The 16,645-nt window shown below is 47.1% G+C and carries 9 protein-coding genes; 5 read left to right on the top strand and 4 right to left on the bottom strand.

Annotated features, from left to right (window positions below; genetic code table 11):
• Nucleotides 1-9 precede the first annotated feature (9 nt).
• From AEA42_RS14680 to AEA42_RS14670, 3 genes are read left to right on the top strand one after another with little or no spacing between them, the layout of a single operon-like run.
• Nucleotides 10-1,074 carry an efflux RND transporter periplasmic adaptor subunit gene (locus AEA42_RS14680; RefSeq protein ID WP_037417471.1) on the top strand — a complete coding sequence of 355 codons (1,065 nt, stop codon included), beginning with the start codon at nucleotides 10-12 and terminating at the stop codon, nucleotides 1,072-1,074.
• A gap of 12 nt (nucleotides 1,075-1,086) precedes the next feature.
• The gene (locus AEA42_RS14675) at nucleotides 1,087-4,350 is read left to right on the top strand and encodes an efflux RND transporter permease subunit (protein WP_055648115.1); all 3,264 of its coding nucleotides are present in this window, start codon (nucleotides 1,087-1,089) and stop codon (nucleotides 4,348-4,350) included.
• A complete protein-coding gene (locus AEA42_RS14670; RefSeq protein ID WP_055648114.1) occupies nucleotides 4,347-7,412 on the top strand; it encodes an efflux RND transporter permease subunit in 3,066 nt (1,021 codons plus the stop codon). Before AEA42_RS14675 ends, AEA42_RS14670 begins: the two co-directional genes overlap by 4 nt.
• A 53-nt stretch (nucleotides 7,413-7,465) precedes the next feature.
• Here AEA42_RS14670 and yqfB read toward each other — a convergent pair whose 3' ends face one another.
• Entirely contained in the window at nucleotides 7,466-7,780 is a 315-nt protein-coding gene (yqfB, locus tag AEA42_RS14665; protein WP_082389657.1) for a N(4)-acetylcytidine aminohydrolase, read from the bottom strand.
• Nucleotides 7,781-7,939: 159 nt separating this feature from the next.
• Here yqfB and AEA42_RS14660 point away from each other — a divergent pair, with 159 nt between their 5' ends.
• Nucleotides 7,940-8,143: a DUF2986 domain-containing protein gene (locus AEA42_RS14660; protein WP_037425629.1), complete on the top strand. Its 204-nt coding sequence runs from the start codon at nucleotides 7,940-7,942 to the stop codon at nucleotides 8,141-8,143.
• Nucleotides 8,144-8,516: 373 nt separating this feature from the next.
• Here the strand turns inward: AEA42_RS14660 and AEA42_RS14655 are convergent, their stop codons facing one another.
• Nucleotides 8,517-10,031 carry an MATE family efflux transporter gene (locus AEA42_RS14655; RefSeq protein ID WP_055648113.1) on the bottom strand — a complete coding sequence of 505 codons (1,515 nt, stop codon included), beginning with the start codon at nucleotides 10,029-10,031 and terminating at the stop codon, nucleotides 8,517-8,519.
• Between the two features lie 105 nt (nucleotides 10,032-10,136).
• Nucleotides 10,137-11,387, bottom strand: coding sequence for an MFS transporter (locus AEA42_RS14650; protein ID WP_055648112.1), 1,251 nt, complete (start codon nucleotides 11,385-11,387; stop codon nucleotides 10,137-10,139).
• A gap of 180 nt (nucleotides 11,388-11,567) precedes the next feature.
• Between AEA42_RS14650 and AEA42_RS14645 the strand changes: the two genes are divergently transcribed.
• On the top strand, nucleotides 11,568-12,449 hold the full coding sequence (locus AEA42_RS14645; RefSeq protein WP_055648111.1) for a LysR family transcriptional regulator: 882 nt from the start codon (nucleotides 11,568-11,570) through the stop codon (nucleotides 12,447-12,449).
• A gap of 92 nt (nucleotides 12,450-12,541) precedes the next feature.
• On the opposite strand, the gene AEA42_RS14640 is transcribed toward AEA42_RS14645, so the two are convergent.
• On the bottom strand, nucleotides 12,542-16,456 hold the full coding sequence (locus tag AEA42_RS14640) for a S8 family serine peptidase (protein ID WP_055648110.1): 3,915 nt from the start codon (nucleotides 16,454-16,456) through the stop codon (nucleotides 12,542-12,544).
• Nucleotides 16,457-16,645: the final 189 nt, after the last annotated feature.

The following is a 16,645-nucleotide window of genomic DNA, read 5'->3' as shown; positions in this document are numbered from 1 at the left end:
ACAGTTCTTATGGAAAAGTCTAAAATGATTAAGTTCGCCCTACCCGTTTTATTAGTGTCAATGTTGGCGGCTTGTGGTGAAGAGGAAGTAGCTAAAAAAGAAGAAAAATATGCTATTCCCGTTGAAACGACGACCGTGATTCAGGGTAATGTCTCTTCTTTTTACAGTACTACGGCCACCCTTGAAGCCCCACAGGAGGCGAATGTTGTCAGTCGAATCGCTGGCCTAATCGAAGCCATTAATGTGGAAGAAGGCGACCGCGTTAAGAAAGGACAAATACTAGCGGTTATTGATGCCAAACGTCAGCAATATGATTTAGATCGTTCCGAAGCGGAAGTTAAAATCATTGAGCAAGAGTTAAACCGCTTAAAGAAAATGAATAATAAAGAATTTGTTAGCGCTGACTCTATGGCCAAGCTTGAATACAACTTGCAAGCAGCTATTGCTAGACGGGATCTTGCCGAACTACAAGTGAAGGAAAGCCATGTGGTTTCGCCTATTGATGGCATTATTGCCAAGCGGTATGTAAAAGCGGGCAATATGGCTAAAGAGTATGGCGAATTGTTTTATATCGTTAACCAAGATGAATTGCACGGCATTGTGCATCTACCAGAGCAGCAATTAACCAGTTTGCGTTTAGGCCAAGAAGCTCAAGTATTTAGCAATCAACAGAGTAAAAATGCTATCCATGCAACTGTGCTACGTATCAGCCCTGTCGTGGATCCACAAAGCGGCACATTTAAAGTCACTTTGGCCGTACCAAATCAAGACGCCCGCCTAAAAGCGGGGATGTTCACTCGGGTCGAATTAAAATATGACACCCATGAAAATGTGATTACCGTGCCCTACAGCGCCTTAATCAATCAAGATAATAAGCAAGCCTTATACGTCATTGACGGCACCAATGCTAACCGTCGCGAAGTTCAAATCGGATACCGCGAAGGTGATTTAATTGAAATTGTTTCTGGTATCAAGCCTGGGGAACTCGTCGTTACCCGTGGTCAGCAAAATTTGAAAGACCAGTCCTTAGTTGAAGTCATTACCCCACTCGATTTGGCCTCAGCGAAGAACTGATAGGAGTCTTTCATGTCAATCATCAGCACCTCAGTTAAACGGCCAGTCACTGTATGGATGTTCATGCTGGCCATTATGTTATTCGGTATGGTCGGGTTTTCGCGCTTAGCGGTAAAACTCCTGCCCGATTTAAGCTACCCCACCTTAACCATTCGAACCATGTACGACGGTGCTGCGCCCGTTGAAGTGGAGCAGCTGGTCTCAAAACCCATTGAAGAAGCCGTCGGTGTGGTGAAAGGCTTACGTAAGATCAGCTCTATTTCTCGCTCAGGCATGTCCGATGTGGTACTTGAGTTTGAATGGGGCACCACAATGGATATGGCAAGTCTCGATGTGCGTGAAAAACTCGACACTATCGCCCTGCCGCTCGATGTTAAAAAGCCATTACTACTGCGCTTTAACCCCAACCTTGATCCTATCATGCGCCTAGCGCTGTCTGTACCAAATGCCACTGAGACAGAGCTCAAACAGATGCGTACCTACGCAGAAGAAGAGCTTAAGCGCCGCCTAGAGGCTCTTTCTGGGGTTGCCGCTGTGCGTTTATCCGGCGGTTTAGAACAGGAAGTGCATATTCAGCTCAATCAGGAAAAATTATCCCAACTCAATTTGAATGCCGATGACATTAAGCGTCGTATCAACGAGGAAAACATCAACTTATCTGCGGGCAAAGTGATCCAAGGCGACCGCGAATATCTGGTACGAACCCTTAACCAATTCAATTCATTGGAAGAACTAGGGCAAGTGATCGTCTATCGCGACGCACAAACCTTAGTACGTCTATTTGAAGTCGCTACGATTACCGATGCCTTTAAAGAGCGCAGCGATATCACCCGTATCGGTAGCCAAGAATCGATAGAACTGGCTATTTATAAGGAAGGTGATGCCAACACGGTCGCCGTTGCCAAAAAATTGCGCGATGAGCTATTGAAGATCAACAAAGATCCTCAGCGGAACAAACTAGAAGTGATTTACGATCAATCCGAGTTTATCGAAAGTGCCGTCAGTGAAGTGACCTCTTCAGCGTTAATAGGCAGTATTTTGTCCATGCTGGTGATTTATCTGTTCCTGCGAAATATTATCCCGACGCTGATTATCTCTATCTCAATCCCCTTCTCGGTGATCGCTACCTTTAACATGATGTACTTTGCCGATATCAGCTTAAACATCATGTCATTAGGTGGTATTGCGCTGGCGATTGGTCTGTTGGTTGACAACGCGATTGTGGTACTCGAAAACATCGACCGCTGTCGCAGTGAAGGCATGAGTAAATTGGATGCTGCGGTAACGGGCACAAAGGAGGTTGCTGGCGCGATTTTCGCCTCGACAATGACGACGCTCGCGGTGTTTGTTCCCTTAGTTTTTGTCGATGGTATTGCTGGCGCCCTCTTTTCAGATCAAGCCTTAACGGTGACCTTTGCGCTCTTGGCCTCCTTGCTTGTTGCCTTAACCTCGATTCCTATGCTGGCCTCACGGGAAGGATTTAAAGCTTTGCCGGAGCTCATGAATAAAACGCCGAAGGAAAAACCGACCACTAAACTTGGCAAATTAAAACACTATAGTGCGACGGTGTTCTCCTTCCCGATTGTGTTGCTATTTAGTTACTTGCCGAGTGCCTTACTCACCTTAGTGTTGATTATTGGCCGCTTCTTTTCGTGGTTGTTTGGCTTAGTGATGCGCCCGCTGAGCAATGGCTTTAATGTTGTGTACCACAGTATCGAGTCTATTTACCATAAGCTACTGGCTTTGGCGCTGCGTAAGCAAATCATGACGTTACTACTGACGATTGGGATCACTGGTGCCTGTATTAGCTTGCTTCCCCGTTTAGGAATGGAATTAATTCCACCGATGAACCAAGGGGAATTCTATGTTGAAATACTGCTACCACCCGGCACTGCTGTGGGTGAAACCGATAGGGTCTTGCAACAACTGGCGATGTCGATTAAAGACAGACCAGAAGTGAAACATGCCTACAGCCAAGCGGGTAGCGGAGGGTTAATGACCTCAGATACCGCTCGTGGCGGCGAAAACTGGGGCAGATTACAGGTCGTACTTGGAGATCACAACGCCTATCATCAGGTAACGCAAGTGCTACGAGACACGGCGCGCCGCATCCCCGAGCTTGAGGCAAAAATCGAGCAACCTGAACTCTTTAGCTTTAAGACGCCATTGGAGATTGAGCTAACAGGCTACGATTTAACCTTACTAAAACGCAGTGCCGATAACCTTGTTAAGGCGTTGTCAGCATCTGATCGCTTTGCCGATGTAAATACTAGCCTGCGTGATGGTCAGCCAGAATTGAGCATCCGTTTCGATCATGCTCGTTTAGCCGCATTAGGAATGGATGCCCCTACGGTTGCCAATCGCATTGCCCAACGTGTTGGTGGCACTGTCGCCAGTCAATATACGGTTCGAGATCGCAAGATTGATATTCTCGTTCGGAGTCAACTGGATGAGCGGGATCAAATTAGCGACATCGATACCTTAATTATCAACCCTGACAGCTCGCAACCCATAGCCCTTAGTGCTGTAGCAGAAGTATCACTGCAATTAGGCCCATCGGCAATTAACCGTATCAGTCAACAAAGGGTGGCCTTGGTATCGGCAAACCTTGCCTACGGCGACTTAAGTGATGCCGTAGCCCAGGCGCAGCAGATCCTGTCTACGCAGGTATTGCCGGCATCGGTGCAAGCCCGTTTCGGTGGCCAGAATGAGGAAATGGAGCATTCATTCCAATCACTAAAAATTGCATTGATCCTAGCTGTGTTCTTGGTATACCTCGTGATGGCAAGCCAATTTGAGTCACTGCTGCATCCATTGCTCATTTTATTCGCTGTACCAATGGCACTGGCTGGAAGTGTGCTTGGTCTTTATATCACCCAAACCCATCTAAGCGTGGTGGTCTTTATTGGCCTTATCATGCTGGCGGGGATCGTCGTCAATAATGCCATTGTATTAGTGGATAGAATAAATCAACTACGTGCAGAGGGCGTGCAGAAGCTTGAAGCCATTAAAGTCGCAGCGAAATCCCGTCTTCGCCCGATTATGATGACAACGCTCACCACTGTACTAGGTCTGCTCCCTATGGCATTAGGGCTAGGCGATGGATCAGAAGTTCGCGCACCAATGGCGATTACCGTGATATTTGGCTTGAGCTTATCGACGTTATTAACCTTGATTGTGATCCCAGTGCTCTATGCCCTGTTTGACCGTAAAGAGTTTACGCATACCACCACTGAGCAAGACAACACGGCAGAAACTGCGGAGGCTCGCCTATGAACCTCACCCATCTAGCGATAAAGCGCCCTGTCACCACCAGCATGTTTTTCTTTGCTATCTTGCTGTTTGGTCTGGCTTCTAGCCGTCTATTACCGCTCGAAATGTTCCCCGGTATCGATATTCCGCAGATTGTCGTGCAAGTGCCTTACAAAGGCTCGACTCCTGCAGAAGTGGAACGCGATATCACTAAGGTGCTCGAAGAGTCGCTCGCCACCATGGGCGGTATCGATGAACTTGAATCAGAGTCCTCCCAAGAGGGCGCTGAAATTGAAATCAATATGAAATGGGGCGAAAACGTTGCCACAAAAAGCTTAGAAGCACGCGAAAAAATCGATGCCGTGCGGCATTTATTGCCCAAGGATGTTGAGCGGGTATTTATCCGCCAATTTTCCACTGCCGATATGCCTGTACTCACTATACGCATTTCGAGCGACCGCGAGCTCTCTGGTGCATTCGATTTACTCGATAAGCAGCTAAAACGACCATTAGAGCGGGTGGAGGGCGTCTCTAAGGTGAGTCTCTATGGGGTTGAACAAAAGCAGATTGAAGTGCGGATCAATGCAAATAGACTCGCCGCCAGCGGTTTTTCAGCGACTGAATTACAAGCTCGTCTCGGGCGCGAAAACTTCGTGTTAAGTGCTGGCACCTTGAGAGAAAGTAACCTCGTTTATCAAGTCTCCCCTAAGGGGGAATTTAGAAACCTTGAGGATATTAAGTCGCTGGTGTTAATCCCTGGACTGACCTTAGGCGATGTTGCCGATGTGCAATTTTCCCTGCCTGAGCGCAGTGAAGGACGCCATTTAGATCAACACTATGCGGTGGGTTTAGATGTATTTAAAGCCTCCGGCGCCAATTTGGTGGATGTGTCCGACCGCGTACTTAAAGTCATTGAGCAGGCCAAACAAGACCAACAATTTCAAGGTATCCGTTTGTTTATTATGGAAGATCAAGCCTCAGGCGTGAAATCCTCTTTATCGGATCTACTGCTGTCGGGATTGATCGGTGCGTTGTTATCATTTGTCGTGCTTTATCTGTTCCTAAGAAACCTCAAGATGACCCTAATTGTGGTGTCCTCAGTACCAATTTCTATCGGTATGACGTTAGCCGCCATGTATCTGCTCGGTTACAGCTTGAATATTCTATCGATGATGGGCTTGTTATTGGCTGTAGGTATGCTTATCGATAACGCCGTTGTGGTCACCGAAAGTGTACTGCAAGAAAAACAAGGTAACTCACTCAAAACCAGTACCCAAGACAATGAAAACGCTGTTATGACGGGGGTCGATAAGGTGAGTCTTGCTGTACTGGCGGGTACTATGACTACAGCGATTGTGTTTTTACCCAATATTTTTGGGGTAAAAGTTCAGCTGACTATTTTCCTTGAGCATGTGGCAATTGCGATTTGTATTTCGCTGGCAGCATCACTTTTGGTGGCTAAAACATTAATTCCATTGATGTTAACTAAGTTCCACTTTGAGATTGCACCAGAGAAATCTGCGGGTAAATTGCAAAGTTTCTACAATCGCAGTCTTAATTGGGTGCTTCTCAGACCTTGGCGTTCAGGGCTGATCGCCATCGCGATTCTCGCATCTACCGCCCTGCCCTTGTCAATGGTCAAGCAGGATCAAGAGGACAGTCAAAGTAAAGAGCGAATTTACATTAACTACCAAGTTGAAGGGCGCCATAATCTCAACGTGACCGAAGCGATGGTGGGTCAAATGGAGGAGTATCTTTATAAAAATAAAGAAAAATTCCATATTGACTCTGTGTATAGCTACTATGCTCCCGACGAAGCCTCATCGGTCATCTTATTGAAAAAAGATCTGCCCATGTCCCTTGATGAACTGAAGAAGAATATTCGCAGTGGCTTTCCTAAGTACTCCATCGCTAAACCTCAGTTTGGCTGGGGTGACGATAATTCGGGTGTACGCGTCACCCTCACAGGACGTTCCACCTCAGAGCTTATCTATTTGAGTGAACAAGTGTTGCCATTACTCTCGACGATCAAAGGCTTAGTGGATGTACGTTCTGAAGTCAACGGTGCTCAGCAGGAAGTGGTTATCCGTATTAATCGGCAAATGGCGGCAAGACTGGATTTAAAACTGAACGAAGTAGCTTCCAGCATTTCAATGGCACTAAGAGGGACACCACTGCGCTCATTTAGGCACGATCCAAACGGGGAACTACGTATCGAAATGGCCTATGAGAAGGAATGGCAAAAATCCCTCGATAAGCTTAAGCAATTGCCGGTAGTGCGAATTGATCAACGCCTTTACACACTTGATAACCTTGCCAGTATCGAAATCCAACCTAGATTCGATACCATCAAGCACTATAATCGCCAAACTTCGCTGTCTATCGGAGCGAACTTGGATAATCTCACCACAGAGGAAGCCCAAACTAAGATCAAACAAGTGATGGAGAATGTGCGTTTTCCTGATGGCTATAACTATTCGCTACGGGGCGGTTTTGAACGCCAAGATGAAGACCAAAGTATCATGGCAATCAATATGTTACTTGCTATCGCCATGATTTACATCGTGATGGCGGCACTATTTGAGTCCTTGTTATTACCGACGGCCATTATTACCTCAATCCTCTTCTCGATAACCGGGGTGTTTTGGGCGTTGCTGCTCACAGGCACGCCTATGTCGGTCATGGCGATGATCGGTATCCTGATTTTAATGGGTATAGTGGTAAATAACGGTATCGTCTTGGTCGATCAAATCAACCAAATGACACCCGATCTCGATAAGCTGTCGGACACCATTCGCGAAGTGTGTATTACCCGTTTGCGCCCGGTGTTAATGACGGTTGGAACCACAGTACTGGGCCTTGTTCCATTGGCGATGGGCGATACCCAAATTGGTGGCGGCGGCCCGCCATATTATCCGATGGCAATTGCCATTATTGGCGGCTTGTCTTTCTCAACCGTAACTAGCCTATATTTGGTGCCATTGTGTTATCAACTCCTCTATAGAATGCGTTACAGCGCCGCAGTCCGACTTGGCGAATCGAATCGTATCGCCCAAAAACTCTTACCGTGGACAGCCAAAGCATGATATGACGGGATAGCATGACATCGCTCATTAAAAAGGCTGCGTCGCAGCCTTTATTATTTTGTTAGCACCTTAAAACGGATCATATATAACTGTTCAAGACCTGGGTAAATCTCGGCAATCACCTGGTGCAGTTCGGGTAAGGTCATATTTTCTTGTTGGGCGTGCAATGTTGTGAGTCCAGACAATGTTATTGGCATTACCTCCAACACTTGGATGTCACAAAACCAACGATGAGTTTCAAAGGTCGACACAGGGAGGATTTGCCCTGGTATCACATGGGATTCAGCTTCATTACGTAACGTAATCGTTTTCTTGCCCATCAAAATATCGTGTTCAAAGCGTTCAAAAAAAGTGATGTCAGTTAACAAGGTTAATCCCTCTATTTATCCAGTCAAAATGCCGATAGCACGGCACAAAATACAGCAAAACATGGTCAGTTTGCGCGATTTAAGTTAGAATTCGACCTCAATTGAGCCATTGGCCTCATATTCCTGCGCTTAGCGGGTGCGAACGACATTAGAGACTTTATGAACAAGAAACAAAAGATCATCAAAAAAATTGCGAAACGTGCTAAAGCCAGACTGAATAAAGTCGATCCAGCCACCATTGGCGCACCCGCAAAATCTGGCTATATCTCTAAGGCTGAACGCGCCAAGATCGCAGCACTTGCTGCGGCTGCAGAAATAGAATCAGCAGCAAGTGAGCCACAAGAGGCAACAACTGAGCAATAATATTGTTTAATAAAAACAAAATTATGCGCTAATAAGACCAATATGTAATGCCACACCAGACTGTGGCATTTTTATTTTAAATAGTCAGTTATTAGGGCCTGTTGACGTTTCAGGGTTATTTTTGCAGCAATGTGGCTGGCTTTTATGCAAGGCAAAGTCCGTGCAGTGTAGTTATTCTACATAAACGGACGATAACGCGGCAGAAAAGCCAGCCAAATGCTGCCCGAAGGGTTCGTCTGGCAAGCCCTTGCTCTTTGTCACTCGTCATTTGAGTAGAATAACTACACATCATTCCTCGTTTCGCGAGCACGTGCTTGCCAGAACGAACAAAATCTAATCTCGAAACGTCAACACGCCCTAGTCACTACATACATTAACGCTTAGCATTATCCTGTTGCTCTATAAAGGGTATAACAGACTCCATTTCTTGCTCTTCCGTCAATTGTGCCATCTGCGCGCAGGAGGATGAAAGAGGGCTAGTTGCACTCGGTAGATTCTGTGCCACCTCATTCGTCATCAATTCGTCCACATCGGCTGCTAAGCCAGCAACACCATGTCCGGTCGATGTCAACGCGACCTTATCAACTAAACGATAGGCAACCCAAACCCCTAAAATACCAAAAAGAATTGAGCCTATGACTTGGCCAATAAGTACCCCATAAACCCCGCCCCACTGCGCGCCCATATACACAAAGGGAACGGTACCTAAAGTCGCCTTGCCCACATTAAATAAGGTGGAATATTTGGCCTTACCCAAATTATTAAAGGAGGCGTTTGCGACAAATAAAATCCCAGAGAAGATAAAAAACACCGCAATATAGCTGCAGAAAAATTCAATAAGTGCCGCACTATCGCCCTTCATATCAAACAAACTGACGATCTGCGCTTTAAGTAAAAACAAAAGTAACGACATCACCACCACATACAAGGTACAAAATTGAATCGCCTTCGTTAAACTTTCGCGCACCCGGTCGAATCGTCCTGCTCCAAAGTTTTGCCCAACTATAGGCCCAATAGCGCCGGATAAGGCAAAAATCATCCCAAAAGTGACAGGCACTAACCTGCCGAGTACCGCCCAACCCGCAACATAAGCATCACCAAAATCCGCAATTGCCCGGGTCACAAACGCATTACCAATTGGTGTGGCAATGTTGGTCAGTATGGCTGGTCCTGCAATGGCGAAAATCGGTTTAAGATCGGCTTTAAAATAGTGAAGATTAAACCTGCCAAGGAGTTGATGTTTGACCACAACACCACGCCCCGCGATGATAAATACCGCAATACGAGCCAATACAGATGCCAGTGCAGCCCCTTCAATCCCCATCGCAAACAGGAAAATAAAAATAGGATCCAGCACAGCATTCACGCCGCCACCCGCTAAGGTCGACATCATCGAAAGTTTTGCATCTCCCACGGCACGCAGCGCACCGCCAAGGGCCATTGCGAGACAGATGAACGGCAGCGACGGCACCAAAATATACAGATAACTCTCTGCAAGCTCGGCAGTATGACCGCTGGCCCCCACAAGCGTGACTAACTCAGGAATAAAAGTCGTGACCACAATGCTGACCAACACACTAATGATCGTGGTCACCACCGCACTGTTAAGTAATAGGCGTTTCGCTAATTCGATATCCTTAGCGCCGATAGAGCGAGACACCAAGGCCCCGAGCGCAATGGAGAGACCTATGCCAATTGATGTGGTAAAAAATGAAATACTGCCCGCATAACCTACAGCCGCGGCTAATTCATGTTCGCCCAATAAGCTTAAGAAAAATATATCCAGTAAATCGACTACAAATAACGCAGAAATCCCCACCGCAGCGGTTGAACTCATCACGAGAATATGGCGAAGAATTGAACCTTCAACAAACTTAGCTTGGGTCATGGGGTTGTTTTACCTTATTAATTGCAAAAGCAAAGGCCAACACTGAATTGTTGGCCTTTGCTTTTATAGTCATCTATGGGTATTTAGGTCAAGCACTAAAGCAGCTTATGCCGCAATTGGGCTCATCTTCGTTTGGTGGTAACGCAGACGACTGATTGACAATGCAATTAACGCAAGCAGCGTTAACGACCCCATCACCACCCCTTGCCATTCGGCTTTATGCCAAAATAGCATCAAGTAAGGTCCACCCAAAGCGGCGCCTAAGTAATAGCAACACAGATACAGCGAGGTGGCCTTGGCGCGATCGCGGCTTGCGCGCATCGCCACAAAAGAGTTGCAACAACTGTGGGTTAAGAAGAATCCACATGCCGTCATCAAAAAGCCCATGCAAATGGTGGCTGTGGTATCAAACAGGGTCAATAAACTGCCCAACAGCATCAAACACCAAGACCATTGATATAACTTGTGCTGACCAAATTTTGCCAGCCACTTAGCGGTAAAATAGGAGGCCACAGTACCACTGGAGTAACACAAAAAAATCAAGGTCGCTTGAAAGCGGCTCCACTCGTAGGGCGCGGCCATCAAATGCAGTTGAATAAAGCTAAATTGATTCACCATCATCATAAAAGTGATCCCACCGATGGCATAGGCTAACCGCATTTGTGGATCGGTTAGATGGTGACTAAAGCCGTAAAAATCTTGAAGTAACCGAGCCCGTTTTGAGACTGAAGGCGCCGAGGTTTGCCCGCCAGATATCGCCTTAGCATCCGCGCCAGATGGCAATAAAAAACTGGTCAAGGCAACACCTGCGAGGGTCACTAAAAACAGCAGCCACATGGACTCCTGCCAAGATAAAAACTGTGACATCAACCCGCCCAGTAGACGCCCAACAATCCCGCCGATACTATTGGCCATAATGTAAATGCCCGCAGCTTTGAGCATAGTGCTTGGCGAGAGTTGCTCCTTAAAATAAGCCATGGCAATGGCAGGCACCGCAGCGAGCAATACGCCTTGTAAAAAACGCACATACACAAGCGCATTAAAGTCCCCAGCCCAAATCAGCAACAGGTTCGACAATGCCAATAACCAAAGGCTCACTACAATCGGCATATGCCGGCCAATTCTGTCGGACACAACCGCATAAATTAACAGCGAAAACGCCAATGAAAAACTGGTCACAGAAAGAATGAGCGTCGCCTGCGAGCCAGGCACAGAAAAATGCTCGGCGATCAGCGGTAACATGCCCTGCATCAAATACAGATTGATATATACCACCACGGAAGCCACACACAAGGCCCACATCAGTCGGGTATCACGTTGTTTATTGTCGATAATAGTGTCTAACACGGCTTGCACTTTTAGCCTCGATAACGCCTCACTCTAAGAATAGACAAAGGTTAGCACTGGGCATAACATAACAATAATAGATAATTTATATCGACACTATTGATTTTTGTTATGGAAAATTTTTATAACTGACATGGTTATCGCAAGTTGTCGCGCGTAAGCGTGCATCACAAGCAAAAGGCTCACACGATGGATATACGCCAACTTAAACACTTAGATGCACTTGCTAATACCGGCAGTTTTACCGCCGCGGCCAAGAAGCTCAATATGGCGCAGCCTGCCCTAAGCCAAAGCATCAAACGGCTCGAACTATCTCTTGGCGTCACCCTGATCAACCGCACCAGCACTAAAAATGACAAGCACCTCGCGCTCACCGCCGAAGGCTTAGTGCTGCACCAGCATGCCACGTTGATCCTAAAACAAATCAAGCAGGCGGAAGCACAAATCCGTGCCATGGCGAATTTGACCTCAGGGGAAGTGCGGATTGCGGTGCCGGGTATGTTGGGCTCCTTCTATCTGCCCTCACGCCTTATGGCGTTTCGCCATCAATATCCCGAGTTAAAGCTGTCACTGTTCGAAGGAGGTACCCGTGACGCGCTGCGGATGTTACAACAGGAAGAAGTGGATATTGCTATCATTACTGCCCAAGATCTGCAGAGTGATTTTGATAGCCAATTACTGATCCGTGAGCAGATGGTGATCGCCATGGGCGCCGAGCATCCACTTGCCGAGCATTCTGCCGTGAGCTTAAACGACTTCTTTGACCATGAACTGGTGATGTTCAAAACCGGCTATTTTCACCGCGAGTGGATCCTCTCTCAGGCAAAAGACTTGGGTAAAAAGCCCAATATTGCCTTTGAGACCAATCTGATTAACTTGATCAAACAAATTGTGTCGCAGGGATTTGGTATCACCAGCGTGCTCGAAATGGCCATCAGTCCAAAAGACGATATTCTCGCCAAACCCTTTGACCCGCCAGTGTTTTTAAATCTGCATATTGCGTGGAAAAAGCAACGTCCCGTCAGCCAAGCCGACCGCGCCTTTGTGGAATTTTTGATGAAAAATCGATAATAAACGGGCAATAAAAAAGGGCCGATAATCTCGGCCCTCATCAGGGTTAACCCTTAAACATGCTAAGGTTAACCGGTTTCAGCTCGAACCACTTAGCGCAGTTTACGGCGACCAAAGGCAAATGGCAGCAGTAATAAACTTAACCAGCCTAAAGCACCACCGTCATCCTTCTTCGGCGGAGTATCGGTAATAGAGACAGATACTAAGCTCGAATCGCTGTTGCCGTGGTTATCGGATACCGTCAGTTGGAATGACACGGTTTGTGCCGCGCCACTCACACTTGGCGCCACTAAGTTTAATTTGGCCGCTGCGGGGTCAAAATTAAAGCTTGCGCCACCTAACTGAGTCCACTTGTAGGTCAGCGGATCATTATTCGCATCCGATGATTTACTGGCATCGATAAACAACGGCTTACCTTCTTGTACTGACGTTGGGGCTTCAACCTTGGCCACAGGCGCCACTTCAGCAACATCAAACTGATAGCGCTGAGTCAAGGTTTCTGACGACGCATTATTGACCTTGTTCGACAGGCTTAACTCATTATCAACACCCGCCTTACGTGGAACCAGCTCAAAACTGATGTCTTTCGCTTCAGCGCCCGATGGCATCTCGATCGTCCAAGTGATCTTATTGCCATCTTGCTTACCGTCATGGCTAATGTTAGCCACTTCATGGCCTTCAGGCAGCATAGCTTCTAAGTTATACACGCGTGTTACTTGGGTTTTATTGGCTTCGATACGGGTTTTCATCACCTTAGCCACGCCCGGTGTTAACTGACCGCTCAGCGTATTGCCCAGAGGCGACAGCACATCATCGCCTACACGTTCAAAGACGACGGGGAGCTTCACTGGTGCCACTTTGTCATCGCCAGTGGTGAAGGTCAGCATAGCTAAACCATCGTCACCGACTTTGAGCGCGTCCTTCCACGTCAGCTTAACGTCAAAGTCATTGGTATCGCCAGAAAGCGTCGCAGTGAGGTTATCCTCAGCCGTGTCATAGAGGGTCAATTGTTTTAAACCAAACACATCATCAGCCGTGGCTGTTGAAGCAGTATAGTTTTGTACAATGACGTAATAAGTGCCCTTAACCGGATTATTGAGTAATACACTTTCCTCTGAACCATCTCTGGCTGATGAGCCCGCTCGCGCAAGTTTGCTGCCATCGTTTTTATCGAGTAGCACATACATATCGAGATCGGGCGATGTGGTGTAGCTAATTGAGGTTCGGAAATACAGTGCATTTTCATTAACGTCAAACTTAAACACTTTGACGCCATCTTCAAGATCATCTGTATATGAAGCATTATTCGAGTCTTGCTTCACGCTTGACTCAATGATTTGGCTTAGCTTGAGGCCTGTCACTTCGGCGCCAACGCTAGCAAAATCCACCGCCTTTAAGCCTTCAAGAGTGATCTCATCCGCATTACGAGTCGCTTGAATGCTCACCAAGTTTGGCAGGTTACGCTTACCAATCTTAGCCGCAATCGGCATAGTCGCCGTCGGGTAGTTAGCTGACTCGAGCACTAAGTTGCCAAAGCCCCAATCTGCGCCCACTTGCGTTACATCGGCGGTGACAGTAATGGTTTGGCTCGCACCTTTTTTCAGGGTAAAGCTTTCAGGGGATACCGTTAGTGCCAGCTTATCGGTCACCGCTTGGCCCTTCGCCGTCCAAGAGCCATCTTGAGTCGCTGTCACGGTACGGGTCCAAGTACAGGTATTCACACAACGAGAATCAGCCATACTAGGCACGTTGAGCTTACGAGGATCGCCGTTCAATAAGGGATTTGCAATTTCATAGTTCAGTGCACTTTCATCCATCACTAAACCCGCTTTAGCTGCTAAATCCACACGAATACGGCCAGCGCCCACGTCAAACGGATCAGCAACGGTTTTAGCATCGGCTTTTTTCATCGCCTGAGCGGTCGTTGCGGTCAGCATTAATGCGGAGCGGATATTGTCCGGCGTCCAATCTTTATGCAGCGACTTTAACAGCGCGCCAGCACCCGCAACATGGGGACTTGCCATTGAAGTGCCCGACATGAGGGTAAAGTCGGCAGGATCTGTACCCGTTTTATCATGACCAAATTGTTGATCAGCATAAGCTGCGTAAATATCCGAACCAGGAGCAGCCACCGACGGCACTATCACATCATTGGTGGCATTTGGACCAATCAGCGAACTGTCTGATAACACATCGGCCTCACGGCTAAACACTTGTGGTGTCGGGATTAAGGTTAACTCAAGCGCAGGATTGGCGGCCATGGCCTCTATTAAAGCTACGCCATCGGTATTACCTATCGATACCGCTGGAATATTTAATGTCTCTAGTGAAGCCATTCTAAAGCGCTTATTCCCTTCACCATCGCGGTTATACACGATCACCGCTTTAGCGCCCGCAGCTAATGCACCCGACACTTTAGTCGCAAAATCGCATGTTCCCCGCTTAATGACCGCTATTTTGTCTTTAAAGGCATCGGCGGGGAAGACTTTACAACCTTCCACATTAGTCGCATCGACAGTGCCAGCAAACACAGGAAGTCCTTTAACCACTTCGGTTTGCACAGGGCCAGAGCCAGGGGTGAATTCAAATGTCTTACCATTAAATTCCAGCTCATGTACCACTTCACGATTGTGAGTCGAGTTAGCCACCGAGGTATACCATGGGGCATTTTTGGGAGTCGAATAAGGTGACTGGGTGATTGCGGCACTGGTTGCGGTTGCTGGACGAGTATTCCCAGCAGCGACTGCAGCAAAAATGCCCGCATTACGCGCCGCTAAAAACCCCTGCTCAGTGGCGCTATTCCATGGATTACCGCCACCACTGATGGAGAAGTTAATCACATCCACGCCATCTTTAATCGCATCATCTATGGCTTTCAGAATCGGTACAGTCGGGCAACCTGAATACTTGTCACCCGCATCCCCAGGTCTACAGATTTGATATGCAATAATGTTTGCATGGGGAGCCACACCAGAGATTTGCGCAAACTTTAAGCCAGTTGCGATACCATCACCTTCTAGCTTACCAACCTCTCCATCAACATAAGGCACATCAAGCAAGATATTCCCTGCCGCGGTGCTGGCCACATGCGAGCCATGACCACCGTAGTCTTCACCATTTTTAGCGGGAGGCGTCGCACCAAAAATCTTTTCGTCGTCATAGATATCGGTGATTTCAGGGTAACTACGCACACCAATCAGCTTATCGTTACACATGCTGGCAAAATCGGTTTTACAATCACCAATATAAATCCCTTGGCCTAAGGGGTTTGTATGGTCATAACCATCCCCGCCAATATCGGCAAACGAGGCATGATCAGAGTTAATCCCTGAGTCGATGATCGCCACAACCACGCCCTCACCCATAGCCTTGGTGCCAGTAGCACTACCGTCCCACACCTTTGGGGAGCCGATCAGTGCCTGACTCACATCGGTTTCAAGCTGCTCAATACGCTCACGCTCGATATAAATCACCTCAGGTAGTTCAGCCATTTTTATCGCTTGCGCCTGCGTCATACGCACAGCGATACCATTGAGTGCATATTGGTAGGTGGTTAATGGCTCTAGCTGTGTACCAATCGCTGCGCTGGCACTCGTCAAAAAGCGCTCTTGCTTAACCTTAAGGAAACTAACGTAGTTTTTCACCTCAGGAGCCGCGGCGTTAAGTTTAACATTGCCAGTCTTTCCTGTGCCTTTTGCCTGTGAGGTCGACTGTATATGTTGTGGGCTAGTTGCTTTGAAGCCAGGAATCTCCCCTTGATAATTCGCGACAGCACTGTCACGTAAGCGAACAATATAAGTATGCTCACCTTCGGCAAATTCTGGTTCAGGAATAAATTTTACATCTTGGTTATTAACTGCGGTTAATCTGCCTCGAGTTGAGTCATTTGATAATTCGGCTGGAATATCTAACTGTATTGTTTCACCCGTTGGAGATAATACTGTCTGTGCATTTGCTGCAGATGACAGCAGTGCCATAGACACTGCTAGTGCAATTTTTGTTTTCATTGTCGCTTCCTTCGCTATATCGATTTATTTCTATAAAGTTCAATTTTTAATATTTATTCAGTCCCGATTTCAGATAATAAGTGCGACATTCATGGAAAGGTGTAGAAGAGGAAGCCAACTGCTAAAAGTGGTACGCTCTTCTCGCCAAAGAAACAAGCAGTACTACCATGAATTATCAGCAGTTGACCG

This window comes from Shewanella sp. Sh95, assembly GCF_001308045.1.
Lineage (GTDB): Bacteria > Pseudomonadota > Gammaproteobacteria > Enterobacterales > Shewanellaceae > Shewanella > Shewanella xiamenensis.
The sequence above is the reverse complement of the archived record's forward strand: the minus strand, read 5'-3'. Positions and strand labels throughout refer to the sequence as shown.

Coding starts and splice junctions, on each gene's coding strand:
- AEA42_RS14680 (WP_037417471.1), top strand. CDS start 10: ATGGAAAAGTCTAAAATGATTAAGTTCGCCCTACCCGTTTTATTAGTG.
- AEA42_RS14675 (WP_055648115.1), top strand. CDS start 1,087: ATGTCAATCATCAGCACCTCAGTTAAACGGCCAGTCACTGTATGGATG.
- AEA42_RS14670 (WP_055648114.1), top strand. CDS start 4,347: ATGAACCTCACCCATCTAGCGATAAAGCGCCCTGTCACCACCAGCATG.
- AEA42_RS14660 (WP_037425629.1), top strand. CDS start 7,940: ATGAACAAGAAACAAAAGATCATCAAAAAAATTGCGAAACGTGCTAAA.
- AEA42_RS14655 (WP_055648113.1), bottom strand. CDS start 10,031: ATGACCCAAGCTAAGTTTGTTGAAGGTTCAATTCTTCGCCATATTCTC.
- AEA42_RS14645 (WP_055648111.1), top strand. CDS start 11,568: ATGGATATACGCCAACTTAAACACTTAGATGCACTTGCTAATACCGGC.
- AEA42_RS14640 (WP_055648110.1), bottom strand. CDS start 16,456: ATGAAAACAAAAATTGCACTAGCAGTGTCTATGGCACTGCTGTCATCT.